29 protein-coding genes and 1 riboswitch are annotated in these 26,296 nt (G+C 72.3%); of the genes, 17 read left to right on the plus strand and 12 right to left on the minus strand.

All coding sequences use genetic code 11. From position 1 onward, the window contains the following. Positions 1-4 precede the first annotated feature (4 nt). Together OG534_RS30900 and OG534_RS30905 are read left to right on the plus strand one after the other, a co-directional pair. Positions 5-643 carry a MerR family transcriptional regulator gene (locus OG534_RS30900; RefSeq protein ID WP_326592419.1) on the plus strand — a complete coding sequence of 213 codons (639 nt, stop codon included), beginning with the start codon at positions 5-7 and terminating at the stop codon, positions 641-643. Between the two features lie 43 nt (positions 644-686). Next, on the plus strand, positions 687-2,192 hold the full coding sequence (locus OG534_RS30905) for a DNA polymerase IV (protein ID WP_326592421.1): 1,506 nt from the start codon (positions 687-689) through the stop codon (positions 2,190-2,192). 89 nt (positions 2,193-2,281) lie between these two features. On the opposite strand, the gene OG534_RS30910 is transcribed toward OG534_RS30905, so the two are convergent. Next, on the minus strand, positions 2,282-2,647 hold the full coding sequence (locus OG534_RS30910; RefSeq protein WP_326592423.1) for a PRC-barrel domain-containing protein: 366 nt from the start codon (positions 2,645-2,647) through the stop codon (positions 2,282-2,284). 112 nt (positions 2,648-2,759) lie between these two features. Further along, positions 2,760-2,858: riboswitch (glycine riboswitch) on the plus strand. A 196-nt stretch (positions 2,859-3,054) separates the two neighbouring features. On the opposite strand from OG534_RS30910, the gene gcvP reads away from it, so the two are divergent. After that, on the plus strand, positions 3,055-5,940 hold the full coding sequence (gcvP, locus tag OG534_RS30915) for an aminomethyl-transferring glycine dehydrogenase (RefSeq protein WP_326592425.1): 2,886 nt from the start codon (positions 3,055-3,057) through the stop codon (positions 5,938-5,940). 111 nt (positions 5,941-6,051) lie between these two features. On the opposite strand, the gene OG534_RS30920 is transcribed toward gcvP, so the two are convergent. Together OG534_RS30920 and OG534_RS30925 are read right to left on the minus strand one after the other, a co-directional pair. Next, positions 6,052-6,240, minus strand: coding sequence for a DUF5999 family protein (locus OG534_RS30920; RefSeq protein WP_030009772.1), 189 nt, complete (start codon positions 6,238-6,240; stop codon positions 6,052-6,054). A 261-nt stretch (positions 6,241-6,501) separates the two neighbouring features. Continuing rightward, complete coding sequence (locus OG534_RS30925) at positions 6,502-7,122, minus strand: hypothetical protein (RefSeq protein WP_326592429.1); 621 nt, start codon at positions 7,120-7,122, stop codon at positions 6,502-6,504. A 496-nt stretch (positions 7,123-7,618) separates the two neighbouring features. Between OG534_RS30925 and OG534_RS30930 the strand changes: the two genes are divergently transcribed. From OG534_RS30930 to OG534_RS30940, 3 genes are all read left to right on the plus strand, one after another. Then, the gene (locus OG534_RS30930) at positions 7,619-9,151 is read left to right on the plus strand and encodes a glutamate-cysteine ligase family protein (protein ID WP_326592430.1); all 1,533 of its coding nucleotides are present in this window, start codon (positions 7,619-7,621) and stop codon (positions 9,149-9,151) included. A 192-nt stretch (positions 9,152-9,343) separates the two neighbouring features. Next, positions 9,344-10,165, plus strand: a complete 822-nt coding sequence (locus tag OG534_RS30935; RefSeq protein WP_326592432.1) for a CPBP family intramembrane glutamic endopeptidase — start codon at positions 9,344-9,346, stop codon at positions 10,163-10,165. Between the two features lie 86 nt (positions 10,166-10,251). Beyond that, on the plus strand, positions 10,252-10,995 hold the full coding sequence (locus tag OG534_RS30940; RefSeq protein ID WP_326592433.1) for a hypothetical protein: 744 nt from the start codon (positions 10,252-10,254) through the stop codon (positions 10,993-10,995). A gap of 40 nt (positions 10,996-11,035) precedes the next feature. Here the strand turns inward: OG534_RS30940 and OG534_RS30945 are convergent, their stop codons facing one another. Both OG534_RS30945 and OG534_RS30950 read right to left on the minus strand, forming a co-directional pair. Continuing rightward, positions 11,036-11,878, minus strand: coding sequence for a PhzF family phenazine biosynthesis protein (locus OG534_RS30945; protein ID WP_326592435.1), 843 nt, complete (start codon positions 11,876-11,878; stop codon positions 11,036-11,038). A gap of 156 nt (positions 11,879-12,034) precedes the next feature. Beyond that, a complete protein-coding gene (locus OG534_RS30950; RefSeq protein WP_326592437.1) occupies positions 12,035-12,571 on the minus strand; it encodes a DoxX family protein in 537 nt (178 codons plus the stop codon). 287 nt (positions 12,572-12,858) lie between these two features. Between OG534_RS30950 and OG534_RS30955 the strand changes: the two genes are divergently transcribed. Then, the gene (locus OG534_RS30955) at positions 12,859-13,485 is read left to right on the plus strand and encodes a PadR family transcriptional regulator (protein WP_326592439.1); all 627 of its coding nucleotides are present in this window, start codon (positions 12,859-12,861) and stop codon (positions 13,483-13,485) included. A gap of 138 nt (positions 13,486-13,623) precedes the next feature. Here OG534_RS30955 and OG534_RS30960 read toward each other — a convergent pair whose 3' ends face one another. Then, positions 13,624-14,052, minus strand: a complete 429-nt coding sequence (locus OG534_RS30960) for a type II toxin-antitoxin system Rv0910 family toxin (RefSeq protein WP_326592440.1) — start codon at positions 14,050-14,052, stop codon at positions 13,624-13,626. A gap of 172 nt (positions 14,053-14,224) precedes the next feature. Between OG534_RS30960 and OG534_RS30965 the strand changes: the two genes are divergently transcribed. Together OG534_RS30965 and OG534_RS30970 are read left to right on the plus strand one after the other, a co-directional pair. Then, positions 14,225-15,223: an EamA family transporter gene (locus OG534_RS30965; protein WP_326592441.1), complete on the plus strand. Its 999-nt coding sequence runs from the start codon at positions 14,225-14,227 to the stop codon at positions 15,221-15,223. Positions 15,224-15,422: 199 nt separating this feature from the next. Beyond that, positions 15,423-16,400: a DMT family transporter gene (locus OG534_RS30970; protein WP_326593954.1), complete on the plus strand. Its 978-nt coding sequence runs from the start codon at positions 15,423-15,425 to the stop codon at positions 16,398-16,400. On the opposite strand, the gene OG534_RS30975 is transcribed toward OG534_RS30970, so the two are convergent. After that, positions 16,382-17,098: a pyridoxamine 5'-phosphate oxidase family protein gene (locus OG534_RS30975; RefSeq protein WP_326592442.1), complete on the minus strand. Its 717-nt coding sequence runs from the start codon at positions 17,096-17,098 to the stop codon at positions 16,382-16,384. The two genes, OG534_RS30970 and OG534_RS30975, sit on opposite strands and share 19 nt — an antisense overlap. Positions 17,099-17,135: 37 nt before the next feature. Here OG534_RS30975 and OG534_RS30980 point away from each other — a divergent pair, with 37 nt between their 5' ends. After that, on the plus strand, positions 17,136-18,470 hold the full coding sequence (locus tag OG534_RS30980; protein WP_326592443.1) for an aminotransferase class I/II-fold pyridoxal phosphate-dependent enzyme: 1,335 nt from the start codon (positions 17,136-17,138) through the stop codon (positions 18,468-18,470). A 136-nt stretch (positions 18,471-18,606) separates the two neighbouring features. Here OG534_RS30980 and OG534_RS30985 read toward each other — a convergent pair whose 3' ends face one another. Together OG534_RS30985 and OG534_RS30990 are read right to left on the minus strand one after the other, a co-directional pair. Further along, complete coding sequence (locus OG534_RS30985) at positions 18,607-18,858, minus strand: hypothetical protein (RefSeq protein ID WP_326592444.1); 252 nt, start codon at positions 18,856-18,858, stop codon at positions 18,607-18,609. Positions 18,859-18,910: 52 nt separating this feature from the next. After that, positions 18,911-19,885, minus strand: a complete 975-nt coding sequence (locus OG534_RS30990) for a DMT family transporter (protein ID WP_326592445.1) — start codon at positions 19,883-19,885, stop codon at positions 18,911-18,913. 74 nt (positions 19,886-19,959) lie between these two features. On the opposite strand from OG534_RS30990, the gene OG534_RS30995 reads away from it, so the two are divergent. Then, positions 19,960-20,862, plus strand: a complete 903-nt coding sequence (locus OG534_RS30995) for a LysR family transcriptional regulator (protein ID WP_326592446.1) — start codon at positions 19,960-19,962, stop codon at positions 20,860-20,862. 96 nt (positions 20,863-20,958) lie between these two features. Here the strand turns inward: OG534_RS30995 and OG534_RS31000 are convergent, their stop codons facing one another. Next, entirely contained in the window at positions 20,959-21,417 is a 459-nt protein-coding gene (locus OG534_RS31000) for a pyridoxamine 5'-phosphate oxidase family protein (RefSeq protein WP_326592447.1), read from the minus strand. Positions 21,418-21,493: 76 nt separating this feature from the next. On the opposite strand from OG534_RS31000, the gene OG534_RS31005 reads away from it, so the two are divergent. Then, entirely contained in the window at positions 21,494-22,108 is a 615-nt protein-coding gene (locus tag OG534_RS31005) for a cysteine hydrolase (RefSeq protein WP_326592449.1), read from the plus strand. Positions 22,109-22,185: 77 nt separating this feature from the next. Here the strand turns inward: OG534_RS31005 and OG534_RS31010 are convergent, their stop codons facing one another. Next, positions 22,186-22,413 carry a hypothetical protein gene (locus tag OG534_RS31010; RefSeq protein WP_326592451.1) on the minus strand — a complete coding sequence of 76 codons (228 nt, stop codon included), beginning with the start codon at positions 22,411-22,413 and terminating at the stop codon, positions 22,186-22,188. A gap of 63 nt (positions 22,414-22,476) precedes the next feature. After that, positions 22,477-22,830 (minus strand): PRC-barrel domain-containing protein, encoded by a 354-nt coding sequence (locus tag OG534_RS31015; RefSeq protein WP_326592453.1) that lies wholly within the window; start codon positions 22,828-22,830, stop codon positions 22,477-22,479. 182 nt (positions 22,831-23,012) lie between these two features. Here OG534_RS31015 and OG534_RS31020 point away from each other — a divergent pair, with 182 nt between their 5' ends. The 5 genes from OG534_RS31020 (at position 23,013) to fabG (ending at position 26,283) form a co-directional block, all read left to right on the plus strand. Continuing rightward, positions 23,013-23,555: a type 1 glutamine amidotransferase domain-containing protein gene (locus tag OG534_RS31020; RefSeq protein WP_326592455.1), complete on the plus strand. Its 543-nt coding sequence runs from the start codon at positions 23,013-23,015 to the stop codon at positions 23,553-23,555. Positions 23,556-23,700: 145 nt separating this feature from the next. Further along, on the plus strand, positions 23,701-23,877 hold the full coding sequence (locus OG534_RS31025) for a CsbD family protein (RefSeq protein ID WP_326592457.1): 177 nt from the start codon (positions 23,701-23,703) through the stop codon (positions 23,875-23,877). A gap of 128 nt (positions 23,878-24,005) precedes the next feature. Beyond that, complete coding sequence (locus OG534_RS31030) at positions 24,006-24,845, plus strand: HipA family kinase (protein ID WP_326592458.1); 840 nt, start codon at positions 24,006-24,008, stop codon at positions 24,843-24,845. After that, positions 24,842-25,225 (plus strand): DUF3037 domain-containing protein, encoded by a 384-nt coding sequence (locus OG534_RS31035; RefSeq protein WP_326592459.1) that lies wholly within the window; start codon positions 24,842-24,844, stop codon positions 25,223-25,225. The genes OG534_RS31030 and OG534_RS31035 overlap by 4 nt, the downstream gene beginning before the upstream one ends. Positions 25,226-25,521: 296 nt before the next feature. Further along, positions 25,522-26,283 carry a 3-oxoacyl-ACP reductase FabG gene (fabG, locus tag OG534_RS31040; protein ID WP_326592460.1) on the plus strand — a complete coding sequence of 254 codons (762 nt, stop codon included), beginning with the start codon at positions 25,522-25,524 and terminating at the stop codon, positions 26,281-26,283. Positions 26,284-26,296 lie beyond the last annotated feature (13 nt).

Here is a 26,296-nt window from a genome sequence, read left to right on the forward strand (position 1 = left end):
CGGCGTGAGGATCACGGGCGACGGTACGACCGGGGGCACCCCCGTACGGAGTGACGCTGGGCCGTACCCGCTGCACGGCGGTGCGGTCGGTTCCGCGCGCCGTCAGCCGGAGTCGACGCCGGTCGGACCGGTGGGCGGGGACCCGGCGCCCGAGCAGATCGGATACCGCGGGCCGACGGCGTGCGCCGCGGCCGGCATCACCTACCGGCAACTCGACTACTGGGCACGCACCGGGCTGGTGGAGCCCAGCGTGCGGGCCGCGTACGGGTCGGGCACGCAGCGGCTCTACAGCTTCCGCGACGTCGTGGTCCTCAAGATCGTCAAGCGCTTCCTGGACACCGGGGTGGCGCTGCAGAACATCCGCACGGCCGTGCAGCACCTGCACGACCGCGAGTTCTCGGACCTCGAGCGGATGACGCTGATGAGCGACGGCGCCACCGTGTACGAGTGCACCTCGCCGGACCAGGTCGTGAGCCTGCTCCAGGGCGGGCAGGGCGTCTTCGGCATCGCCGTGGGCGTGGTCTGGCGCGACGTCGAGAGTGCGCTGTCGCAGCTGCACGGGGAGCGCGTGGAGACCGGCGAGACCGTGGTCAGACACAACCCGACGGACGAGCTGGCGGCCCGCCGCAACCGTGCCGTCTGATCCCGCCCCGGAAATGTCAGTGCCGTAGGGCAGCATCGGGGCTGTGAGAGCCGCGCCGACCATCCTGCATCTGGACATGGACGCCTTCTACGCCTCGGTCGAACAGGCGTCGAAACCCAGCCTGCGGGGCAAGGCCGTCATCGTCGGCGGGCTCGGGCCGCGCGGCGTCGTCGCCACGGCGTCGTACGAGGCCAGGCGGTTCGGGGTGCACTCGGCGATGCCGATGGCGCAGGCGCGCCGGCTCTGCCCGAACGGCGCCTGTCTGATTCCGCGCTTCAGCCTCTACCGGCAGGTCAGCGACGTGGTGATGGCCATGCTGCGCGAGCTGTCGCCGCTGGTGGAGCCGCTCAGCCTGGACGAGGCCTTCGTGGACCTGGAGGCGGGCGGGGTCGCCTTCGACTCGCCGGCCGCGCGGGCCACGGGGGAGCGGCTGCGGGCGGACATCAGGGCCGCCACCGGGCTCAGCGGCTCGGTCGGACTGGCCGGGTCGAAGATGCTGGCCAAGGTGGCCTCCGAGGAGGCCAAACCGGCCGGGCTGCTGCTGATCGAGCCGGGGACGGAGCGGGAGCTGCTCGCGCCGATGTCGGTACGGACGCTGCCCGGGGTGGGGCCGGCCACCGGCGAGCACCTGCGCCGCGCCGGGATCACCACGGTGGGCGAGCTGGTGGAGGCCGGGGAGGACGAGCTGGTCCGGATGGTCGGCCGCGCGCACGGTACGGGCCTGTACCGGATGGCGCTGGGGCTCGACGACCGGCCGGTGGTCGCGGAGCGGGACGCGAAGTCGGTGTCGGTCGAGGACACCTTCGACGTGGACCTGCACGACCGCGTACGGATCCGGAACGAGGTGCAGCGGCTCGCCGACCGCTGTGTGCAGCGGCTCAAGGGGTCGGGGCACTCGGGGCGCACGATCGTGCTCAAGGTGCGCCGGTACGACTTCTCCACGCTGACGCGGTCCGAGACGCTGCGCGGGCCCACGGACGACCCCGGAGTGGTGCGGGAGGCGGCCGCGAGGCTGCTGGAAGGCGTGGACACCACCGGCGGCGTGCGACTGCTGGGAGTGGGGGTGACCGGGCTGGCGGACTACACGCAGGAGGATCTCTTCGCACAGGTGCTCGCCGCCGAGGCGGAGGAGGCAGCTGCAGTGGCAGGTGCAGTGGCAGGTGCGGGAGGTGACAGCGGTGGAGGTGGGGCGGCTGGGGTGGTCGGGGAGGCCGGGTCTGCAGGGGTGGCCAGGGCGGCCGAGCCGGAAGTCTCCGACGGGGCCGCAGGGGCCCTGAGGGGTGCGGAGCCGGCCGGGGGGCCCGAGCCGGCTCCGGAGCGGCGGTGGGCCGCCGGGAGCGACGTACGGCACGCGGTGTACGGGCCCGGGTGGGTGCAGGGCAGCGGGGTCGGGAGGGTGACCGTACGGTTCGAGCAGCCCGGATCGGAGCCCGGCCGGGTGCGGACCTTCCTGGTGGACGACCCCGAGCTGGAGCCGTCCGATCCGCTGCCGCTGGTGGGGGACGCGGGTCCGGGGGCCGCGGAGCCGGGGGCCGCGGGTCCGGAATGATCCGCGAGGCCCGGGACCCGGGGATTCCGCGAGCCCGGGCCCCGGGACCCCGACGGTCCCGCAGCCCCGGCCCTCCGCAGCCCGCCCGCTCAGCCCTCGTCGCCCGCCAGCCGGCCGAAGTCGCTGTGGAACTCGCTCGGGAGGGTCGTGTCCAGGCCGTAGTGGTGGTAAAGCTGCAGCTCCTGTTCGGGGGAGAGGTGGCGGCCGACGCCGAAGTCCGGGGCGTCCCTGATGAGGGAGCGGTCGAAGGGCACCCGCAGGGTGTCGCCCACCATCTCGCTCGGCTCCAGCGGGACGAAGGCGTCCCGGCTGAACATGCCCGTGCGGACGGCCGCCCATTCCGGGACGCCCGTGGCATCGTCGAGGTAGACCTCGTCGATGGTGCCGATCTTGGTGCCGTTGCGGTCGAACGCCTTGCGGCCGATCAGGCTGCGCGGATCGATGTCGGTCTGCACGGTCCCTCCAAATGGTCGCAACTCCTCCGTAATGACTACAGAAGTGCATATCCGCAGTGGAGGCCACTCGGGGAGGGTCCGGATCCTCGCTGGTAGGCTGGGTGACGGCTGTCGACCCTGTGCGGGAGAGTCCTCCGAGTGAACGAGACGGAGGCGCCGAAGGAGCAAATCCTCCCCGGAATCTCTCAGGCATACGTACCGCACGGACGAGGCCACTCTGGAAAGCAGGGGCGGGTACCGGGCGCGCAGTGCCGGTTCCCCTCCTCACCGACGGTGAAAGCCGGAGCTCTCGGGCGACCCCCCTGACTCCGGTGAAACTCTCAGGTTGAGATGACAGAGGGGGAGGCCGTCCGGGTGCCCGCGCCGTGGTGCCCCTCGCAGGTCATACGACCAGGAGGCCTCCGTACATGACCGCCAACCGCATTCCGCTCTCCCAGCTGGAGCGAGGCATCCCCTTCGAACAGCGCCACATCGGCCCTGATGCCGAGGCGCAGGCGAAGATGCTCGCCCAGGTGGGCTACGGCTCCCTGGACGAGCTGACCGCCGCCGCGGTCCCGGATGTGATCAAGACCGCCGAGGCGCTGAACCTGCCCGAGGCGCGTACCGAGGCCGAGGTGCTCGCCGAGCTTCGCTCGCTCGCCGACCGCAACCAGGTCCTCTCCTCCATGATCGGTCTCGGCTACTACGGGACCTTCACCCCGCCGGTCATCCTGCGCAACGTCATGGAGAACCCGGCCTGGTACACGGCGTACACGCCCTACCAGCCGGAGATCTCGCAGGGCCGCCTCGAGGCCCTCCTGAACTTCCAGACCGTCGTCGCCGACCTCACCGGGCTGCCGACCTCGGGCGCCTCGCTGCTGGACGAGGGCACCGCGGCCGCCGAGGCCATGACGCTGGCCCGCCGCGTGGGCAAGGCCAAGGGGAACGTCTTCCTCGTGGACGCCGACGCGCTGCCGCAGACCATCGCGGTCATCGAGACCCGTGCCGAGCCGATCGGCATCGAGATCGTCGTCGCCGACCTGTCCGACGGCATCCCCGCCGAGATCGCCGAGCGCGGCATCTACGGTGTCCTGGTCCAGTACCCCGGCGCCTCCGGTGCCGTGCGGGACATCAAGCCGGTCATCGACCAGGCGCACGGGCTCGGCGCGATCGTCGCCGTCTCCGCGGACCTGCTCGCGCTGACCCTGCTGACCTCCCCGGGCGCGCTGGGCGCGGACATCGCCGTCGGCACCACCCAGCGCTTCGGTGTCCCGATGGGCTTCGGCGGACCGCACGCCGGCTACATGGCCGTCCAGGACAAGCACGCCCGCTCGCTGCCCGGCCGCCTCGTGGGCGTCTCGGTGGACGCGGACGGCAACAGGGCGTACCGCCTGGCGCTGCAGACCCGTGAGCAGCACATCCGCCGTGAGAAGGCCACCAGCAACATCTGTACCGCGCAGGTGCTGCTCGCCGTCATGGCCGGCATGTACGCCGTCTACCACGGCCCGGACGGCCTGCGGACGATCGCCCGCCGGACCCACCGCTACGCGGGCCTGCTCGCCGCCGGTCTGCAGGCCGGCGGGGTCGAGATCGTGCACGGCTCCTACTTCGACACGATCACCGCCCGCGTTGCGGGCCGTGCCGCCGAGGTCGTCGCCGCCGCCCGTGAGGGCGGGGTCAACCTGTACCAGGTCGACGCCGACCTCGTCTCCGTCGCCTGTGACGAGACCACCCTGCGCGCCGACGTCGAGGCCGTCTGGGCCGCCTTCGGGGTCACCGCCGACATCGAGGCGCTCGACGCGACCACCGCCGACACGCTGCCCGAGGGCCTGCTGCGTTCGGACGAGTACCTGACGCACCCGGTCTTCCACCAGCACCGTTCCGAGACCGCGATGCTGCGCTACCTGCGCAAGCTCTCGGACAAGGACTACGCGCTGGACCGCGGCATGATCCCGCTGGGCTCCTGCACCATGAAGCTCAACGCGACCACCGAGATGGAGCCGGTGACCTGGCCCGAGTTCGGCCAGCTGCACCCCTTCGCCCCGGTGGAGCAGGCCGAGGGCTACCTCACGCTCATCAACGAGCTGGAGGAACGTCTCTGCGAGGTCACCGGCTACGACAAGGTCTCCATCCAGCCGAACGCCGGCTCCCAGGGTGAGCTCGCCGGTCTGCTGGCCGTCCGCGCCTACCACCGCGCGAACGGCGACGAGCAGCGCACCATCTGCCTCATCCCGTCCTCCGCGCACGGCACCAACGCCGCCAGCGCCGTGATGGCCGGCATGAAGGTCGTCGTCGTCAAGACCGCCGACGACGGCGAGGTGGACGCGGCCGACCTGCGCGCCAAGATCGAGCAGCACCGCGACGAGCTCGCCGTGCTGATGATCACGTACCCGTCCACGCACGGTGTGTTCGAGGAGCACGTCGCCGACATCTGCGCCCAGGTGCACGAGGCCGGCGGCCAGGTCTACGTCGACGGCGCCAACCTGAACGCCCTGGTCGGCCTCGCCAAGCCGGGTCACTTCGGCGGCGACGTCTCGCACCTGAACCTGCACAAGACCTTCTGCATCCCGCACGGCGGCGGCGGTCCGGGCGTCGGCCCGGTCGGTGTCCGGGCGCACCTGGCCCCGTACCTGCCGAACCACCCGCTCCAGCCGACCGCGGGCCCGGAGACGGGCGTCGGCCCGATCTCGGCGGCGCCGTGGGGCTCGGCCGGCATCCTGCCGATCTCCTGGTCGTACGTGCGCCTCATGGGCGGCGAGGGCCTCAAGCGCGCCACCCAGGTGGCGGTGCTCGGCGCGAACTACATCGCCAAGCGCCTGGAGCCGCACTACCCGGTGCTGTACACCGGCCCGGGCAACCTGGTCGCGCACGAGTGCATCATCGACCTGCGCCCGCTGTCGAAGGCCACGGGCGTGAGCGTGGACGACATCGCCAAGCGTCTGATCGACTACGGCTTCCACGCGCCGACGATGTCCTTCCCGGTCGCCGGCACGCTGATGATCGAGCCGACGGAGTCCGAGGACCTCGCCGAGATCGACCGCTTCTGCGACGCGATGATCGCGATCCGCGGCGAGATCGAGCGGGTCGCGGGCGGCGAGTGGCCGGTCGACGACAACCCGCTGGCGAACTCCCCGCACACCGCGGCCGCGCTGGGCGGCGAGTGGAACCACCCGTACACCCGGGACGAGGCCGTCTTCCCGGGCGGGGTCACGGCCGCCGAGAAGTACTGGCCGCCGGTGCGCCGCATCGACGGTGCGTTCGGCGACCGCAACCTGGTGTGCTCCTGCCCGCCGTTGGACGAGTACGACAACTGAGTCGTCCCGCGACGGATGAGCGTCGTATGACATGAGCGAGGGGCCGGTCCGGGAGAGTCTCCCGGACCGGCCCCTTCGTCGTGGTCACCGTCGGTCGGGCCCGTTCTTCGCCTACGCGGCCGCGAGCGGTCGGTGCGGGGCGATGATCTGGCCGTCCGGCAGCAGCTCACCGGTGTCCTCGAAGAGCAGGACGCCATTGCACAGCAGGCTCCAGCCCTGTTCCGGGTGGTTGGCCACAGGGCGCGCGGCCTCCCGGTCGGCGGATTCGGCTGACGGGCAGGCAGGCTGGTGCTGGCACATGGATGCGTTCTTTCGCTGCGGTGTGGTCTGCGTGCTACGGCTCGATGCGTGATTCATGGCCGTCCCCCTGGGTCATCCCCGCACCCGCGGGGAGCATGTCCTCAGTCTTCCCCCACGACAGCCGCTTCGCAGGTATTTCCCGGCAGCTGTCCTCACAGATTGAAGACGCATCACTCGTGCGGGCGGTTCAGGCCAACTCCCCTGTCATTTTGGATGGTTCGCGGATGACCCCAGGGGACTAGGCCGAATGGGTGATTCGGGTCAGGCGGCGGGCGCGGCCAGCGAAGGAGGGGCCGGCGCCGTCGCGGGCGTCAGCCGGTGGGTCAGCACGGGCAGCAGCTCGGAGACCGGATGTGGACGGTACGCGGCGATGCCCGGCGGGGCCGGTGCCAGGGGCACCAGCAGGTCCTCGCCGGCGGGCAGGCCGGCGGAAGGATCGGCTCCCACCGCGCCGTGCAGCCACAGGGTCAGCATGTAGAGCTCCGGTACGGACAGCAGTCGCGGCTGGTAGCTCGTGCCGAGGGACTCCGCCTGGCGCAGGGCGCGTTCGGTGGCGGCGACGTAGGGCCCCTCGAAGAAGTGGGAGAAGGCCCAGCCGTCGGGGGTCAGCCGGGTCTCGGCCGCCGCGACGTGGCGGTCCCCGCTGCGGATCAGGAACCGCCAGCCGGTCAGCCGCGTACGGGGCGGCCTGCCGCCGGCCGTGAGGCCGGACATGTTCAGCCGGTCGAGGACGTGGACCGGAAGGGCCAATTCGGCGGTCAGCGGCCCCTGGACCGCGCGCAGGGCCGGAGTGTGCACCTCGTGGACGGCGGTGGGGGAACCGAGTGCCGCGAGGACGCTGCGCAGGGCGGGCGCGGGGGCCGGAGGGACATGCAGCGGCATGGTGGGTCGCCTCTCACTTGGGAGACCTGTGGAACGGGGGCAGGTGCGGACGGCGCTGTCGCATTCTGGGGCCAGAGGGGGGCTGAGGGGCAATGGCCGCGCGCCAACTCTCTGCCTCGTTTGCGGAGTTTATACGACATGTGTTCACGCAGTGTTTCGGCTAGCTGTCCCGCCTATTTCTGGCAAGGCGCTTACCGGTCCCGCTGACGTGCCATTCATGGCGGATGTGCGCGAACGTGCCGCGCTGACCTCGGAGGCTACCGGAAGGGGGCTCGGCTGGAAAGCGCCGGTTTTACGGAACGGGCAAAGTCGAAGCGGAATTTGCGCAACGCGACTTGCCAGGTGAATGTGCCGAAGCGCCCTTCGGCCAAACCGGCGCGCGCTCCTCGCCACGCACGCCCCCTCCGCGTTATGGATCACGATGCCGGGGCATCATCGACCGTACACGCGCGCCTGGGTGCCCAGGGCCAGGCCGCACTCGAGGAGGGACGCTTCGATGGGGGAGAAGGTCGTGGCGGGCGGATTCGACCTGTCCGATCGGCAGCGGTATCGAAGGAAGCTTCACGAGTGTCTGGAGGGACTGGAGATACTCCTGGCGGAGAAGAGGTTCGATCGCCCGAAGAACATGATGGGACTGGAGATCGAGCTGAATCTCGCGGGCGCCGACGGGTTGCCGAGAATGGTGAATGCCCAGGTGCTGGAGCGGATTGCGAGCCCCGATTTCCAGACCGAACTGGGAATGTTCAATCTTGAGGTCAACGTCCTTCCGCACCGGCTCGGCGGCCGGGTATTCGATCAGCTCGCCGAGGAACTCAGTGCGGGGCTGGGGTATGCCCACCGGCAGGCCGCGGAGATCGACGCCGGTGTGGTGATGATCGGTATTCTGCCGACGATCTCCCGCGCCGACCTGGTCACCGCGAACCTCTCGGCGGTGGACCGCTACTCGCTGCTGAACGAGCAGATCCTGATGATGCGCGGGGAGGACTTCACGCTCGACATCGACGGTGTGGAGCGGCTGATCTGGACCTCCGGGTCGATCGTGCCGGAGGCCGCCTGCACCTCCGTACAACTGCACCTGCAGGTGACGCCGGCCCGGTTCTCGGCGGTGTGGAACGCGGCCCAGGCGGTGGCCGCGGCGCAGATAGCCGTCGGCGCCAACTCGCCCTTCCTGTTCGGGCGCGAGCTGTGGCGGGAGTCGCGGCCACCGCTGTTCACGCAGGCCACCGACACCCGGCCGCCCGAGCTCCAGGCGCAGGGGGTCCGGCCGCGCACCTGGTTCGGGGAGCGGTGGGTGGACTCGGCGTACGAGCTCTTCGCCGAGAACGTCCGCTACTTCCCCTCCCTGCTGCCGATATGCGACGAGGAGGAGCCGCTGAGGGTGCTCGCCGAGGGCGGGGTGCCGGGGCTGCAGGAGCTGGTCCTGCACAACGGCACCGTCTACCGGTGGAACCGGCCCGTCTACGGGGTCGCGGACGGGGTGCCGCACCTGCGGGTGGAGAACCGGGTGCTGCCGGCCGGGCCGACGGTCGCCGACGTCGTCGCCAACGCCGCGTTCTACTACGGCCTCGTCCGCACGCTCGCCGACGAGCCGCGCCCGGTGTGGACCCGGCTCCCCTTCGCCGAGGCCGAGGCGAACTTCGACGCGGCCTGCAGGTACGGGATCGACGCGCGGCTGCGGTGGCCGCGCCGGGGCCGGGCCGGCGGGCTGGCGAGCGTGCCCGCCGTGCGGCTGATCCTGGACGAGCTGCTGCCGATGGCGGCGGCGGGGCTGGACGCCTGGGGCATCGAGCCCGCGGACCGGGACCACTACCTCGGCATCATCGAGGAGCGCTGCCGGCGGCGGGTGAACGGGGCGACCTGGCAGGTGGACACCTACCACCGGGCGCTCGCGACCGGGCTGGAGCGCGACGAGGCCCTGGCCGCGACCACCCGCAGGTACACCGAGCTGATGCACAAGGGCGACCCCGTGCACACCTGGCCCGTGGGCCTGGCGGAGGAGGTGAGCGCCTCGGTGCCGGTCGTGCGCTGAGCAGGCCGCTCCGTGCCGGGTCGTCCGGCGCTCCGACGGTCCCGCCGTCCGGCGGTGCGGCGGTCCGGCGGTGTGCAGGGCCGCCCGGCCGTGGGCCGCCGCGCGCCCGGCCGCCGTCCGCTCGTCCCGCTGATCCCCCCGCAGTGATCCTCCCGGCCCGCCGAGGAGGCAGTATGGGGTGGTCGCAACGGGATGGCAGGACGGGAGTCGGGCGTGCGGGCGGAGCCGGAGCCGGTGTTCGTGGGACTGGGCGAGGACGGACGGCGCAGCCTCCTGCGCACCGAGACACTGCTCGTCCTGGCGCTGTCGCTGGGCGCGAGCGGGTTCTCGGCGCTGATCAGCTTCATAGGCTCGCTCACCAAACCGGGCGGCCTCAAGGACCAGGCCGCCACGCTCAACGGCTCGTACGCCCCCGGCCGCCCCTGGCTGGACCTGGCCTGGCAGCTGTTCGGCATCGCGACCGCGCTGGTCCCCGTCCTGCTGGTGGCGCACTTCCTGACCCGCGAGGGCGCGCCCGGGCTGCGGGTCCTGGGCTTCGACCGCACCCGGCCCCTGTGGGACCTGGGCCGGGGCGCTCTCGTCGCGGCCGGGATCGGGAGCGCGGGGCTGGCCTTCTACCTGGGGGCCCGGGCCACCGGATTCAACCTCACGGTCGTGCCGGAGGCGCTGCCCGACGTGTGGTGGAAGTTCCCCGTACTGATCCTCTCCGCGATCCAGAACTCCGTGGTGGAGGAGGTCATCGTGCTGGCCTACCTGCTGCGCCGGCTCGACCAGCTGGGCTGGTCGCCGATGGCCGCGCTGCTGGCCAGCTCCGTGCTGCGCGGCTCCTACCACCTCTACCAGGGCATCGGCGGATTCATCGGCAACGTGGTGATGGGCGTCGTCTTCGTCCTCGCCTACCGCCGCTGGGGACGGGTGGGGCCGCTCGTCGTCGCCCATGCGCTGCTCGACATCGTGGCCTTCGGCGGGTACGCCCTGCTCGCGGGCAAGGTGGGCTGGCTGCCGACGCCGTGACGCGGCGGCGCACCCGGTCGGCCCTGCCGGGCGGGGGCGGAGGGCGAACCGGTGCGACGCTGGAGGGGAGTGAGGAGGCGCGCCCGGTGGCTGTTCTGGACTCCCTGGTGCCGTTCGCGCCGTTCTTCGTGCCCGTGGTCAGCGGCCTGGTGGGCGGGGCCAGCCTCCTCATCCGGGACCGCCGCGAGGCACGCACCTCCGACCACCACTACCGCAGGCGACTGGAGAAGGCCCAGCTGGAGGTCCAGTTCCTCACCGGCTGGATCCAGGCCAAGCAGCTGGCGCCGACCGACTCCCCGGCCCCCGACCCGGAGCCGGGGCGCTGGCTGGACGAGTGCTACGCGTCGGTGCGCCGCGCCAGGGCGGATACGGGCGGCCGTCACCGGACGGGGCCGGTCTCGCTGCGGCGCCTCCTGCTGCTGGGGGAGGTGAGCGGCCCGGCGAAGAGCATGCGGGTCGTGTACTGGATCTCCCTCGTCCTGTTCAACGTGGCGCTCGCGTGGTGGGTGAACGCGCTCGTCGCGGGCGTACCCGGCTTCGCGCACGAGGAGGGTGTCTCGGAGTCCGAGGAACTCGGCTCCTATCTGGGGTTGGCGGGCGTCTTCTTCGTCGTGTCGGCCGTCCTGTGGGCGTGGACGGTGCACCTCGGGGCGGCGGAGCCGGAGCAGGTCTACCGCAAGCGGATCGACTCGGCCGCCTGGGCGGAGCAGGAGCAGAAGCGGCGGAGTGCCGCGCGCGCGAAGGCGGATGCCAAGGCGCGGTCGAAGTCCCGGTCGAAGGCGCGGTCAGAGGGTGGCGAGAAGGGCGACGGGGGCGGGTCCGCGGGCTGACCCGGCCCCGTCGCCCGCCGCCCGCGTCCGCGCCCCGTGGTCATCCCGCCCGTCCGGCCCCGGGCGGGGACGCGAACAGCTCTCCGTCGAGCACGGTGACCGCGTGCCCCGTCAGCAGGGTGCGGTCGCCCGCCAGGGTCACCCGTACGAGCCCCTGTCGCGCACCTCCCTGGAGGCCGGTCAGCTCGGTACGGCCCAGGCGCTGCGCCCAGAACGGGGCGAGCGCGGTGTGGGCGCTGCCGGTCACCGGGTCCTCGTCGATCCCGAAGGCCGGGAAGAAGCCCCGGGAGACGAAGTCGTACCCGAGGGAGGGGTCCTCGGCCGCCGCGGTGACGATCACCCCCCGCTTGGCGAAGGCGCGCAGGGCGCCGTGGTCCGGATCCAGTTCGCGGACGGTCTTCTCGTCGGCGAGCTCGATCAGCAGGTCGCCGAGGTGCGCGGACGTGTCGTGCACGGAGAGGATCGGCGCCCCGCCGAGCGCGTGGTCCACGGCGGTCGGTGCCTGGACCGGCGTCAGTGACGACGTCGGGAAGTCCATCGTGATCGTGCCGTCCTCGGCGGTCTCGGCCGTGAGGACGCCGCAGCGCGCGGAGAAACGGATCAGTCCCGTGGCGAGGCCGCCGGTGGCCAGCACGTGCGCCGTGGCGAGCGTGGCGTGGCCGCACATGTCGACCTCGGCTGCCGGGGTGAACCAGCGCAGCGCCCAGTCGGCGTCCCCGCCGGGCGGCAGCGGGTGGGCGAAGGCGGTCTCGGAGAGGTTCACCTCGGCGGCGACCTGCTGGAGCCAGGCGTCCGGGGGGAACGCGGTGTCGAAGAGCAGGACTCCGGCGGGGTTCCCGTGAAAGGGGCGGTCGGTGAAGGCGTCGACGATTCGGATGCGCATGCACCGACGTTAGGGCGGTTCCCCGATCGCCGACAAAGGCCAATCCGGGGTGACTGGTCTCCTGTCCCGGCGGAGGCCGGCGCGTGCCGCCCTCGTGCGGACGGGGCCCGTGCTCTCCGCTCCGCCGGCTTGCGGATCAGTCCGGATCAGTCCGGATCAGTCCCGTACCAGCAGCACCACGGCCGCCAGGACGACTCCCAGGGCGAGGGCGAGGACGCCGTGGACCACCCGGTGGTCGCGGAGCACCGGCACGAACCGGTCCAGGGCGAAGAGGCCCGGGCCGGTCAGCGCGAGGGTGACGGCCCCCGCGATGATCAGGCACTCGAACTCGACGCCTTCCTGGCCGATCACCGATCCGGTCCACTTGACCGCGACGGCGTTGATCATCACGCCGACGATGCCGGCGGCGGCCAGTGGGGTGAGCAGGCCGAGGATCAGGCCCAGGCCGCCGAGGGTCTCGGTCAGGCCCGCGATCACCGCCATGCTCTCGCCCGCCGGGTAGCCGGCCTTGCTGAAGAACATGCCCGTGGCCCTGATGCCGGGGCCGTCGAACCACTGGAACAGCTTCTGCGTTCCGTGGACGGCCATGATCACGCCGAGTACGACGCGCAGCACGGGCAGACCGACGTCACAGGGGGTGATGCTGCCGCCGGACGTGGTGCGGGGAACGGTGGGGAAGAGGGTCGCGGTCATCGTGGCGCTTTCTGTCGGGGGCGAGGGGACGGCCGGACTGGAGGGAACGCTGGGCGAGGCCCGTCCAGATGCCGCCCAGGGGGTGTGGTGCGGGCGGCGAGGCTTCCGGTCACGTCCATTGCACCCAGAGTGACGAAGAACGGGATGGATCGCCCGGCGTGCGCAGCGCGAGCGATGTTCGCTGAAACAGTTGCCGATATATCGTTGACGCATCGCGATCGCTCATCGATAGTGGAGATATCGGAAAACCGATGACCACATCACGACGTGACGAAAGGAGCGCGGTCATGCGTTCACACGGACAGCACGGACACGGCCCCGACCACGGGCATGAGCACGGGCGGGGCCACGGTCACTGCGGGCCCGATCGTCGGGAGGGGTTTCCGGGACGGCGCGCCGCCTTTGGGCCGTTCGGGCCGCCCTTCGGCGGTGGGCCCTTCGGTGGCCGCGGCGGGCGCGGGGGGCCGCGGGGCCGGGCGCGGCGCGGTGACGTGCGCGCCTCGATCCTGGCGCTCCTCGCCGACCGGCCGATGCACGGCTACGAGATGATCCAGGAGATCGGCGAGCGCAGCGGCGGGGCCTGGAAGCCCAGCCCGGGCTCGGTCTATCCGACCCTGCAGCTGCTCGAGGACGAGGGGCTCATCACCAACGAGAGCGAGGGCGGCAAGAAGCTGTTCACGCTCACCGACGCCGGCCGCGCCGAGGCCGAGTCGGGCCCGGACGCCCCGTGGGCGGATGCCGGGCGCGGCTTCGACTTCGAGGCGATGCAGGAGGTCCGGACGGCCGGGATCGGCCTGATGGAGGCCTTCGGGCAGGTCTTCAAGACCGGCACGCCCGAGCAGCGGGAGAAGGCGGTGGGGGTCATCAACGACGCCCGCAAGAAGCTCTACCTGATCCTGGCCGACGAGCACTGATCACGGCCGGTCCCCGGACCGGGCGGCGCGCCCCGCGAGTCTTCTCGCGGGGCGCGCCGTCGCGTGCGGGTAAGGGGGTGGTCCGGGTGTGCGGGTGTCCGCGTGTCCGGGGGTGTGCGTGCGTCGCGGCCGGCGGGGTCAGGCGACCAGGCCGGCCAGCTTGCGCAGCGACTCGTTCAGGGCGGCGGTCGCCGAGTCCTTGAGCTTGCCCGCCATCAGGGAGACGGCGGCCCCGGTGAACTCGCCGTCGATGCGGACCGTGGTGGCCCCGCCGTCCGGGGTCAGGGTGTACCGGGTGAGGACGGCCACGCCCATCGGGCCCTTGCCGGTGATGGCGAAGAGGCGCTCGTCCTCCAGCTCCGAGACGGTCCAGACGACCTCGGCCGGGAAGCCCATCATCTTCATGTTCTCGGCGAAGGTGGATCCGACCGCCAGGGTCTCCGGGCCGCCCTTCGGGAAATTGGTGTGGGTCATGCTCCACTGCCCGTACGCGTCCCAGTCCGTCAGCTGGGACCAGAGCTGCGCGGCGGACGCCTCGATGCGTGATTCCGCGGTGACTTCAGCCATGCGACCACCCCTTCTCGTCGGGTACGTGCGGCGGAAGGTAGCCCCGGTGGGCGGAACATTCAATGCTGACGACCTGTCAGAAACTGTGGACTCGGACAGGGCGTGGTGTCGGGTGCATCTCAACAGGTGTCACGCCCGTGACGCTCCTGACCCGTCCTGACATGATGGCCGGATGCAAGCGTCAGGGAGAAATGCCGGACTGGGCCTCGCCCTCGTCTCGGCGTTCGCGTTCGGTGGTTCCGGAGTGGCGGCGAAGCCGCTGATCGAGGCGGGTCTGGACCCCCTCCACATGGTGTGGCTCAGGGTGGCCGGGGCAGCGCTCGTGCTGTCCCCGCTTGCCTGGCGCCACCGTGACCTCGTCCTGCGCAGGCCCGCGCTGCTCGCGGGCTTCGGGCTGGTCGCGGTCGCGGGCGTGCAGGCCTTCTACTTCGCCTCCCTGTCCCGGATCCCGGTCGGCGTGGCCCTGCTGCTGGAGTACCTGGGCCCGGCGCTGCTGCTCGGCTACATCCGCTTCGTGCAGCGCAAGCCCGTGACGCGCGGCGCCGCCGCGGGCGCGGCTGTGGCCGTCGTGGGCCTGGCCTGCGTGGTCGAGATCTGGGCCGGGCTGAGCCTGGACCTGCTCGGCGTGCTCTTCGGCCTCGCCGCCGCCTGCTGCCAGGCCTTCTACTTCGTCTTCGCGGACCAGGGCTCCGACGGCGAAGACGCACCCGACCCGCTCGGGGTGATCGCGTACGGCATGCTCGTCGGCACCCTGGTGATGACGGTGATCGCCCGGCCGTGGGAGATCGACTGGCAAGTGCTGGGCGGGCAGGCCTCCATGGGCGGCACGATGATGCCCGCGCCGGTGCTGCTCGCCTGGGTGGTGCTCGTCGCGACCGTCTTCGCCTATCTGACCGGGGTGGTCTCGGTGCGCCGGCTGTCGCCCCAGGTCGCGGGCGTCGTGGCCTTCCTCGAGGCGGTCGTCGCCACCGTGCTGGCCTGGATCCTGCTCGGCGAGCACCTCTCGACCTGGCAGATCGTCGGCGGCGGTCTGGTGCTGGGCGGTGCCTTCATCGCCCAGTCCTCCCGGGCGGCCGCCGGCCCGCCGGCCGCGGGTCCCCCGGCCGCCGTTTCACCGGCCGCGGCCCCGGCCGACCAGGCCGCGCTGGACCGCGAGACCACCACCGCCTAGGGTGGCGATCATGCCGTCGACCGTGCTTCCGCCTCCCGCCGCCTAGCGCGGGCGGCGCCCCTCACGAAGACCACCCGGCCCGGGGAGTCCCCGGGCGGGTGCGCGCTGCCCGCGAAGCGATGACCTGCTTCTTTCATCCTTCACGCATGCGCGGAGACTTCTCGTGTCGAACCATTCGCCCGCTGCCGGGCGCAGTCTGATGTACCTCGTCGTCGCCGGAGCCGCCTGGGGCACCGCCGGGGCGGCCGCCTCGCTCCTCTTCCTGGCCAGTGACCTCGGCCCGCTCTCCCTGTCGTTCTGGCGGTGCGCGGGCGGGCTCGTGGTGCTGCTGGGGGTGCTCGCCGTACGCAGGCCCCGGCCCGGCACGGGGCGGGTGCGGCCCTCGGCGGGCTCGCTGATCGGGACGGGCCTGCTGTTCACGCTCTTCCAGGCCGCCTACTTCGCCGCCGTGCAGGAGACCGGCCTCGCGGTCGGCACCGTGGTCACCCTCGGCGCCGGGCCCGTGCTCATCGCGCTGGGGGCGCGCCGCTGGATGGGCGAGCGGCTCGGCCGCGGCGGCCTGGTCGCCGTCGTCGGGGCGCTGGCCGGGCTGGCCGTCCTGGTGCTGGGCAGCGGGGGCGGTGAGGTGCGGCCGCTCGGCGTCGGCTGGGCGCTGCTGTCGGCCGGCGGGTACGCGGGGATGACCCTGCGGGCCCGGTGGCTCGGGCAGCGCGGTGCGGGCGGGGACCCGCTGGTGACCACCGCCTGGTCGGTCGCCGTGGGCACGGTGTGCCTGCTGCCGCTCGCCGCGGTGGAGGGGCTGCTGCCGCACACCGCCGACCTCGGGCGGGTGCTCTGGCTGCTGGTGTACGTGGCCACCGTGCCGACGGCGCTGGCGTACGCGCTCTACTTCACCGGGGCCGCGGCCGTACGGGCCGCGACCGTGTCGGTGATCATGCTGATCGAGCCGGTGAGCGCGGCGGTCATCGCCGTCGCGCTCCTCGGGGAGCGGCTGACCTTCGCCGTGGTGCTGGGCACCGTACTGCTGCTGACGGCGGTGGGAGCCCTGATCGCCGCGGAAGCCCGGCGTCCGGCGGCTGGTCCCACCGCCGTGCCGCAACGTCCTCGGAGCACTCGGAGCACTCGGAGCACTCGGAGCACGCAGAGTCCTGAGAGCGCTCAGAGTGCGCTGACGTAGTCCGGGACGGCGATGCCGGGGGCCAGGTCCGCGGCGGGCACGGGGGTCCCGTAGGCCGGCGCGACCGGAACCACGCCCGACCAGTAGGGCAGGTTCAGGTCCTCGGCGTCGTCGTTCGGTCCGCCGGTGCGGAGCTTCGCCGACACCTCGTCCAGGTCCACGCGGATCACCGCCGTCGCGGCGAGCTCCCTGGTGTTGGCGGGCCGCACGTCGCGGGAGCGGCCCGGGACGACGGCGTCGACCATCGCGTCCAGGGCCATCCGGCATTCCGCCTCGTCGGTGACCTGGCGGGCGGTGCCGTGCACGACCACCGAGCGGTAGTTGAGCGAGTGGTGGAAGGCGGAGCGGGCCAGCACCAGGCCGTCGAGGTGGGTCACGGTCACGCAGACGGCCAGACCCGGATCGGCCTGGCCGGCCGCCAGCAGCGGGCGGGAGCCGGTGGAGCCGTGCATGTAGAGCGCTTCGCCGACCCGGGCGTACAGCGTCGGCAGCACCACGGGCGCGCCGTCGCGGACGAAGCCGAGGTGGCAGATGTAGGCCTGGTCGAGTATCGAGTGCACCGTCTCGCGGTCGTAGCGCGCCCGGTCCCGGGAGCGGCTGGGGACGGTGAGGGCGGTGGGCTCGTACGCGCCGGCCGATTCGGTCGGCCCCGGCGCATCGGCCGGCCCGGTCGTCTTCGTGACAGGCGTGGCGGTCATGGCGCGTTCTCCATTGCACTAGTGCATACTTGTCTTTGTGCTAGGAGAGTATCGGATCACTGGGCGGCGTACAGCGGATATTGCGGCGAGCGTCGAGGCGGGCGTGGCGTCGGGCGCGCTTCCGCCGGGATCGCTGCTGCCGCCGATGCGGGAGCTGGCCGGCCACCTGGGGGTCAACCCCAACACCGTGGCCGCCGCGTACCGGACGCTGCGCGAGCGCGGGGTCATCGAGACCGACGGGCGGCGCGGCAGCCGGGTGCGGGCCCGCCCCTCCAGCACGCCGCGGGACGCGTTGCGGATGGCGGTGCCGGCGGGCGTGCGGGACCTCGCGCAGGGCAATCCGGACGTGGCGCTGCTCCCGGCCCTGGACGGGGCGCTGGCGGCGGCCGCCCGGCGGTACGCGCAGAGCCCGACCCTCTACGGGGAGGACCCGGTCGTTCCGGATCTCGCCCGCCTCGCCCGGGCCGGCCTCGACGCGGACGGGGTGGCGCCCGGGCCGGTGGCGGTGACCTCGGGTGCGCTGGACGGGATGGAACGCGTCCTGGTCGCCCACCTGCGGCCGGGGGACGCGGTGGCGGTCGAGGACCCGGGGTGGGGCGGGGTGCTGGACCTGGTCCCGGCGCTCGGCCTGCGGGTGCTGCCGGTGGCGGTGGACGAGGACGGGCCGCGGGCCGACGCGGTGGCCCGGGCGCTGGCCGCCGGGGCGCGGGCGCTGCTGGTGACCTCGCGGGCGCAGAACCCGACGGGGGCCGCGGTGAGCGCGGAGCGGGCGGGGGAGCTGCGGGAGCTGCTGGCGGACCATCCCCACGTGCTGGTGATCGAGGACGACCACGGTCACGGGATCGTCGACCTGCCGTTGCACTCGCTGGGCGGGGTGACCGGGCACTGGGCGCTGATCCGCTCGACGGCGAAGGCGTACGGGCCGGACCTGCGGCTCGCCGTGCTCACGGGGGACGCGGTGACGCTGGACCGGGTACGGGGGCGGCAGCGGCTGGGGCCGGGGTGGGTCAGCCGGCTGCTGCAGTACGCGGTGGTGGACCTGTGGACCTCGGGCGCGGTGGACCCGGCGGCGGTGGCCCGCTCCTACGCGGAACGGCGGGACGGGCTGGTCGGGGCGCTGCGGGAGCGGGGGGTGCGGGCGTACGGGCGGAGCGGGCTGAACGTCTGGGTGCCGGTGGCCGACGAGACGGTGGTGGTCGCGAGGCTGCTGGCCGCGGGATGGGCGGTGTCCGCCGGGGCCATCTTCCGGGTCGAGGCGGGACCGGGAGTACGGCTGACGGTGTCGCAGCTGACGGTCGAGGAGGTGCCGGCGCTGGCGGACGCGGTGGCCGCGGCGGTCCGCTCGGGTGTGGCGGGCGTCCGGTACGACTGACGCCGGGTCGAGCGGTTCGCGCAGGCGCGGCCGGCGGGGGCAGAGGCACCGTCCGGGCGATCCCGCACGCGCCCGGGGCTCCGCCCGGTGTGGCCGGCTGGGCGGGTCCGCGCCCCGAAGGCCCGGGGAGGGGCGGTCAGGCTACTTCCGCCAGGCCGGCCAGGGTGAGGACGCACCCGCCCAGAGAGATCACCGTGCCGAAGACGCGGAACACCGCGCGCGACATGTGCATCGGCGCCGGGCCCAGGGAGCCCCGGGCCTGCATGCGCAGGTCCGCGTTGGTCGCGGCCCAGTGCTCCAGGCGCGTGGCCGATGCGCGCACGTCGAGTGCGACCCAGCCGGCCCCGGTCGCACAGATCAGGCCGAACGCCAGCAGCAAGACGCCCATACCCATGGTGCAGCCTCCGGAAAGAGTGTGATCGTCCGGAGGTTAGCACTGGTCAGGCGGTCTTTCGGGGCGTGGGGCGGGTCTGGGTGAGGGCCGCGCCGGCCAGGATGATCGCCGCACCGACCGGGGTGTTCCAGTGGAGCTGCTCGCCCAGGACCAGGACGCCCGCCGTGGTGGCGATGACCGGGATGAAGTAGGTGACCATCTGGGCGGTCGTCGGGCCGACCTCCGTCACCAGGCCGTACTGCATCTGCAGGGCCATGCCCGTGCCGAGGGCGCCCAGCGCGATCACCGACAGGGTCGGCCAGAGCGGGAACGACGTGGGCGCCGACGTGAACAGGGCGCTCACCAGGGCGAGCTGGAGCGTGGAGACCATGAGCTGGCCGCCGGTCAGGGCCACCGGGGAGCCGGGGGTGCCGGCCAGCGTGCGGCGGACGTAGATCCAGCCGATGGGGTAGCAGAGCGCGGCCAGCAGGGCGTACGCGGTGCCCTTGGCGTCGACGCCGGAGAAGCCGTGCCAGGCGCCGAGGACGGTCAGCACGCCCAGGAACCCCAGGCCCAGGCCGGCGAAGCGGCGGCGCGTCGGGCGGTCCTCGGACAGGGCGACCATGGACAGCGCCATGCCCCACAGGGGAGAGGTGGCGTTGCAGATGCCGGCCAGGCTGGAGGGGATGCTCAGCTCCGCGTACGCGAAGAGCGAGAAGGGGGCGGTGTTGAGCAGGAGCGCCGCCACGCTCAGGTGGCCCCAGGTGCGCAGCCCGCGGGGGAGCGGCTCGCGGCGGACCAGCAGCACGGCGACCAGGGCGAGCGCGCCGAACAGGACCCGGCCCAGGGCCACCTGGAACGGCGCGTACGCCTCCGTGCCGACCTTGATCAGCAGGAAGCTGAAGCCCCAGACGACCGAGAGGACGGCGAACCGGACGCGCCAGTCGCGCAGACCGCCCCGTCGGGTGGTGGCCGTCGTCGAGGCGGCTGCGGTCGACGAGGCGGCCGAAACGGCCGGGCCGGGGGCTGTGGGTGCGCTCATGACCCCTACTGTGCTCGTGTCAACTTCGTAGGACAAGCGAGACTTTCTCTGAGTGACGACGTAGCATTGCTTACATGTTGAACTTGGAGCGCCTGCGTACCCTCGACGCCCTCGCCCGCCACGGTTCGGTCAGCGGCGCGGCCGACGGGCTCCATGTCACCACATCCGCCGTCTCCCAGCAGATGGCCAAGCTGGAGCGGGAGGTCGGCCAGCCGCTGCTGGCCAAGAGCGGGCGCGGGGTCCGGCTCACCGACGCCGGGCGGCTGCTCGCCGATCACGCGGCCCGGATCATCTCCCAGGTGGAGCTGGCCCAGGCCGACGTCGAGGCCCAGCGGGGGTGCGCCGTCGGCGAGTTGCGGATCGGCGCCTTCCCGACCGCCATGCGCGGGCTGCTGCCCCAGGTCCTGTCCGTGCTGCGCACCGGACATCCCGAGCTGCGGGCCCTGGTGCGCGAGCAGGAGCCCGAGGAAAGCATGACCGCCGTCGTGCGCGGGGACCTCGACCTGGCGCTGGCGATCGACTGGCACAACAAGCGGATGCCGGTGCCCTCCGAGCTCACCCGGGCCCATCTGCTGGACGACTCCGTCGACATCGCGGTCCCGGCCGGTCACCGGCTGGCCGACCGGAGCGAGATCTCCCTGGCCGAATTCGCCGACGACGACTGGATCTCCTGGAACGAGGGGCAGTTCTGCCACGAGTGGCTGGTCTACACCCTGCGCGGCACGGGCATCGAGCCGCGCATCGCCCACATCGCCGAGGAGCACCACACCCAGCTGGCCTTCGTGGAGGCCGGACTCGGCGTGTGCGTGGCGCCGAAGCTGGGCCGCGGCCCGGTGCCGCCGGGGGTGCGGCTGCTGCCGGTCTGCGACACCGTACGCCGCCACGTGTACGCCGTCTGGCGCGCGGACGCCGACCGGCGGCCCTCCATCCGGGCTGCGGTCGACGCCTTGCAGAAGGTGGCCGCCGGACTGCAGTGACCCGCAGGGACGCGCCCTGGGGGTGCTGTGGGGCCGCTCTGGGGCGCTCCGGGGTGTCCTGCCGATCGGTGGGACGCCCGGCAGCGCCCGGCACCGTTAGATCTTGCGGAAGTCCCAGGAGACGACCGACTCCGGGGTGAGGCGGATCCAGGCGTGCCGCCCGTCGTGCGGCATCTCCTCGATGCCGAAGTTCTTGACGGGGAAGATCCGCTCGGGCTCGGCGAGTTCGGGGCACGGCTTGCCGGTGCGCGGGGCCTCGCCCACGAAGACGGCGCTGCCGGACAGTTCCACCCCGCGCAGTTCGTCGTACGCCTCGCCCGCGTCCACGACCACCGAGATCCGCGGGTCCTTGCGCAGGTCGGACCAGCGCCGGCTGCGCGTGATCGAGTACAGCCACAGCGAGCCGCCATCCCACGCGAACCACAGGGCGCCCACGTGGGGGCGCCCGTCGGGGGAGACCGTCGCCACCCGGCAGGTCTTCTGCTCGCGCAGGAAGGCGTCCACTTCCGCGTCGCTCATCATGATGCGGCGGCCCCGCCGCTGAGTCTCGTCCATGCGTCCCGCGCCCCTTCACATCTGACTGTGTGTCAGGAATCATGAGGGCTCTTCCGTCGCCACGCCAGGGGGAGCCATGCCGGATCTCGATCCCGCCACCACCGCGCTGCTCACCGTCGAATGCCAGAACGGTGTCGTGGGCGAGGAGAGCGCGCTGCCCGAACTCGCCAAGGAGGCCAGGGACTCGGGGATGCTGGGGCGGGTGGCCGCGCTGGTCGACGCCGCGCGCGGGGCCGGCGTACAGGTGCTGCACGCGGTCGCCGAGCGGCGGCCGGACGGGCTCGGGGCGAACAGCAACGCACGGCTGTTCCGGGCCGCCGGGAGGCTGCCTGTACGTCAGTTGACCGGGAGCCGGGCGGTGGAGGTGGCAGCCCCCATCGTCGTGGCCGAACGGGACATGGTGGTGCGCCGCCTGCACGGGCTCTCCCCGATGGCCGGCACCGATCTGGACGCGCTGCTGCGCAACCTCGGCATCCGCACCCTCGTCGTCACCGGGGTCTCCTCGAACATCGCGATCCCGAACACCGTCTTCGACGCCGTGAACCTCGGCTACCAGGTCGTGGTTCCGGCCGACGCGATCGCGGGCGTGCCCGCCTCCTGCACCGCGGAGGTGATCCGCAACTCCCTGGCACTGGTGGCGGCCATCACCACCGCCGAGGACCTGCTCAAGCAGTGGACTCCCGCGGCCTGACGGCCCCCTTAGCCCTGACCGGCTCGCGTGGCCCGGGAGGCTTCGGCGTCGACGGGACGCCGCGGAAGGGCAGCGGCTCAGCCCGCGAGGCGTTCGCCGGCCGAGCCGACGACGTCCTGCGCCGCCTGGGTCTCCGCCCTGTGGGGGTCGAGCTCACTCAGGGTGAGGAGCGATACGTCGTCGCGCAGACGCCGCTCCCAGTCCTCCGCCATGGCCTCCTGCTGCGGGCGGGGCAGCGCTTCGACCTCTGCCTGCCGATCCGGGGCCAGGGCCTTGATGAACCGCGTCAACGGGTTGGTGTCCATGGGTCGTCCTCTGCCGTGTCCGGGAGCCCCCCGCGGTCATTCGTCCTCTCCGCCGTGCCGGCCCTACATGTGGGGCTGGTTGTAGTAGCGCCCGAGCTGCTCCATGTAGCCGGACTCGCCGACGTACTTGGCCTCGTCGTACTCGGGGGCGTTCTTGATCTGCTCCTTGGTCCGGTTGACGTACACCTTCTCCTCGGCCGTGTCGATGCGCGAGATGGTGCCCGCCGGGAGCAGCACGTGCCTGCCGAAGATCCAGTGGCCGGTGTCGACGACGAGGTGGGCGGTGTCCATGTCCTCGGAGTGTTTGTCGATCTTCCCGATGCTGCCGTCGGTGGCTTCGACCTTGTAGCCGATCAGGTCGATCCCCAGCCGGTATCCCGCGTCCTGGTGGTAGTCCCAGATGCCCTTCTCAGCCATGGCGCATGCCTCTCTGTCACCCGTTCCTCAGGCGTCTCTCCAGAATAGGCGCGGGTACGCGCGCGGACCCGGGCCGGCTCTGCTTGAGGCGCGTGCGACGGGGCAGGCGCAGAGGGTGTGCGCGAGCCGCGCCCGAGCGGGCGGCCCGTGGTGCCGAAGCCCCACCGAAGGAGGTGTACCCGGTGCGCATCGCCTTTCTGACCGCGCCCGAGGGCGTGGAGGAGATCGAACTCACCGAGCCCTGGAAGGCCGTCGAACAGGCCGGATGGAACCCCCAGCTGGTCTCGACGGCACCCGGCCGGGTCCGCGCGTACCACCATCTCGACAAGGCGGGCACCTTCCCCGTCGACCACGTCCTCGCCGGTGACACGTCGGACGCCTTCGACGCGCTCGTGCTGCCCGGAGGGGTCGCCAACCCCGACGCGCTGCGCATGAACGAGCGGGCCGTCGGCTTCGCCCGCAGCTTCTTCGACGCGGGCAAGCCCGTCGCGGCGATCTGCCACGCCCCGTGGCTCCTGGTGGAGGCGGACGTGGTCCGAGGCCGCACGCTGACCTCCTGGCCGAGCCTGGCCACCGACATCCGCAACGCGGGCGGTACCTGGGTGGACGAGTCCGTACGGGTCTGTGACGCGGCGCCCGCGACGCTGGTCACCAGCCGGAAACCGGGCGACCTCGACGCCTTCTGCGGGACGTTCGTCAAGGAATTCGCGGGCCGCCGGCCCTGACCGCAGGGCGGGCCGGCACGAAGTGCGGGCTGCCGGTCAGGGCAGCAGGATGGGCACGACCCCTCCCGGAAAGTCACGGGAAGTCCAGGTAAATCCAGAAAGTCCAAGGAAGTCCAGGAAAGTCCAGGAACGAAAGGAGCTCGTCATGAGCAAGGCAAAGGGTAAGGCCAAGCAGGTCAAGGGCAAGATCAAGGAGACCGCCGGCAGCGCCATGGACGACAAGCAGATGCAGGCGGAGGGCAGCGCCGAGCGGATGAGCGGCAAGGCCGAGGAGACGGTGGCGAAGACCTCCGACCAGATGAAGAAGGCCAGGGGCAAGTAGGTCCTGACCGGACCGGTGTCCCCGCCGTCGCGCGGCGGGGACCCGTCCGGCGCGCCGGGTCCGAGGAGGGACGGGGGTTCCGGGAAAACCTTTGATCGCGAAGCCGGTCCGCCCGTTAGCCTGGGAAAATGCTCACAGAAGTGATCGCGACTCGTTACGTCACGCCCCTGCGTGAGGGCGGCTCGCTCCCGGGAATCGTCGAGGCCGACGACCTCGGTACCTACGTCATGAAATTCACCGGCGCCGGCCAGGGCCGCAAGACCCTGGTCGCCGAGGTCATCTGCGGCCGCCTGGCCCAGCGGCTGGGGCTGAGGGTCCCGCGGCTGGTGCAGATGCAGCTCGACCCCGTCATCGGGCTCGGCGAGCCCGACCAGGAGGTCCAGGAGCTGCTCAAGGCCAGCGGCGGGCTCAACCTCGGCATGGACTACCTGCCCGGCTCGATCGGCTTCGACCCGCTCGCGTACCAGGTGGACCCGGTCGAGGCGGGGCGCGTGGTCTGGTTCGACGCCCTCATCAACAACGTCGACCGGTCCTGGCGCAACCCGAACATGCTGGTCTGGCACGGCGACCTGTGGCTCATCGACCACGGCGCCACCATGATCTGGCACCACAACTGGCCCACGGCCCCTGCCGCGTCCGACAAGCCGTACAACGCCTCCGACCACGTGCTCGCTCCCGTGGGACCGGACATCGGGACCGCTGCCGCCGCGCTCGCGCCGCTGGTCACCGAGGAACTGCTCACCGAGGTCGCCGCCGACGTCCCCGACGAGTGGCTGGTCGACGAGCCGGGCTTTGACTCCACCGATGCGCTGCGCCGCGCCTACGTCGAGGCGCTGTTGCCGCGCGCGGCCACGATCCACGAGAGGATCTCGACGACCGCCGAGGTGAGGCCGCGGTCCGGGCCGCCCGGCTGGCTCGCAGAGCGCCTCGCCCCCCAGCCCCACCGGAAGAAGAGCGACAGCGAGTGATCAAGCGGGACGTGTTCGAGTACGCGCTGGTGCGTGTGGTGCCCCGGATGGAACGCGGCGAGTGTTTCAACGCCGGCGTGATCGTCTACTGCCGGGCGCATTCCTACGTCGCCGCGCGCACCCACCTCGACGAGGCGAAGCTCCTCGCCCTGGACCCCGGGGCGGATGTGGCCGGCGTACGGGCAGCCCTGCGCGGGGTCGAGGGTGTGTGCAGCGGCGGTACCGAGGCGGGGCAGGCGGCGGGCGACGACGCGGGGCGGCGGTTCCGCTGGCTGATCGCCCCGCGCAGCACGGTGGTGCAGCCGGGGCCGGTGCACACCGGCCTGACGGCCGATCCGGCGGCGGAGGTGGAGCGGCTGCTGAGCCTGCTGGTGCGCTGACCTCCGGCGGCCGGCCGGGTGCGGCGCCGTTGCGGGGGCTCCGCCCCCGGGCCCCCGCGCCTCAAACGCCGGCGGGGCTGGATGTGCCCCCGAGCCTCAAACGCCGGCGGGGCTGGATGTGCCCCGCGTCTCAAACGTCGGCGGGGCTGGATCGGCGGGGCGTGGGTAGTTGTGAGCGGGGCCCGGTCGGTTGGCGTTGACACCGGGTGCCGTGGCTCCTAGCGTCTCCTCAGCTGAAGCTACTAAGCGGTTGCTCACCTTTGGGTGACCGCCTCTCAAGGGCGAGGAGATCCAGCATGTCCACCACCGAGCAGCGCGTCGCGATCGTGACCGGGGCGGCCCGGGGCATCGGCGCGGCCACCGCCGTACGCCTGGCCGCCGAGGGCCGGGCCGTCGCCGTACTCGACCTCGACGAGGCCGCCTGCAAGGACACCGTGGAGGCCATCACCGCGGCCTGCGGCAAGGCCCTGGCGGTCGGCTGCGACGTCTCCGACGGCGCGCAGGTGGAGGCGGCCGTCGCGCGCGTCGCGAGCGAGCTCGGCGCTCCGACCATCCTGGTCAACAACGCGGGTGTGCTGCGCGACAACCTGCTGTTCAAGATGAGCGAGACCGACTGGGACACGGTCATGAACGTGCACCTGCGCGGTGCCTTCCTGATGTCCAAGGCCTGTCAGAAGTACATGGTGGAGGCCAAGTTCGGCCGCATCGTGAACCTTTCCAGCAGCTCGGCGCTCGGCAACCGCGGCCAGGTCAACTACTCCGCCGCCAAGGCCGGCCTGCAGGGCTTCACCAAGACCCTGGCCATCGAGCTCGGCAAGTTCGGCGTCACCGCCAACGCCGTCGCCCCCGGCTTCATCGTGACCGAGATGACCGCCCAGACGGCCGCCCGGGTCGGCATGGGCTTCGAGGACTTCCAGGCGGCGGCCGCCACTCAGATCCCCGTCCAGCGCGTCGGCCGTCCGGACGACATCGCCAACGCCATCGCGTTCTTCACGGGCGAGGCCGCCGGCTTCGTCTCCGGCCAGGTCATGTACGTGGCCGGCGGCCCGCTCAACTGAAACGCATCCGAGA

The sequence above is a fragment of the Streptomyces sp. NBC_01294 genome (assembly GCF_035917235.1).
In the GTDB taxonomy this organism is placed as follows: Bacteria; Actinomycetota; Actinomycetes; order Streptomycetales; family Streptomycetaceae; genus Streptomyces; species Streptomyces caledonius.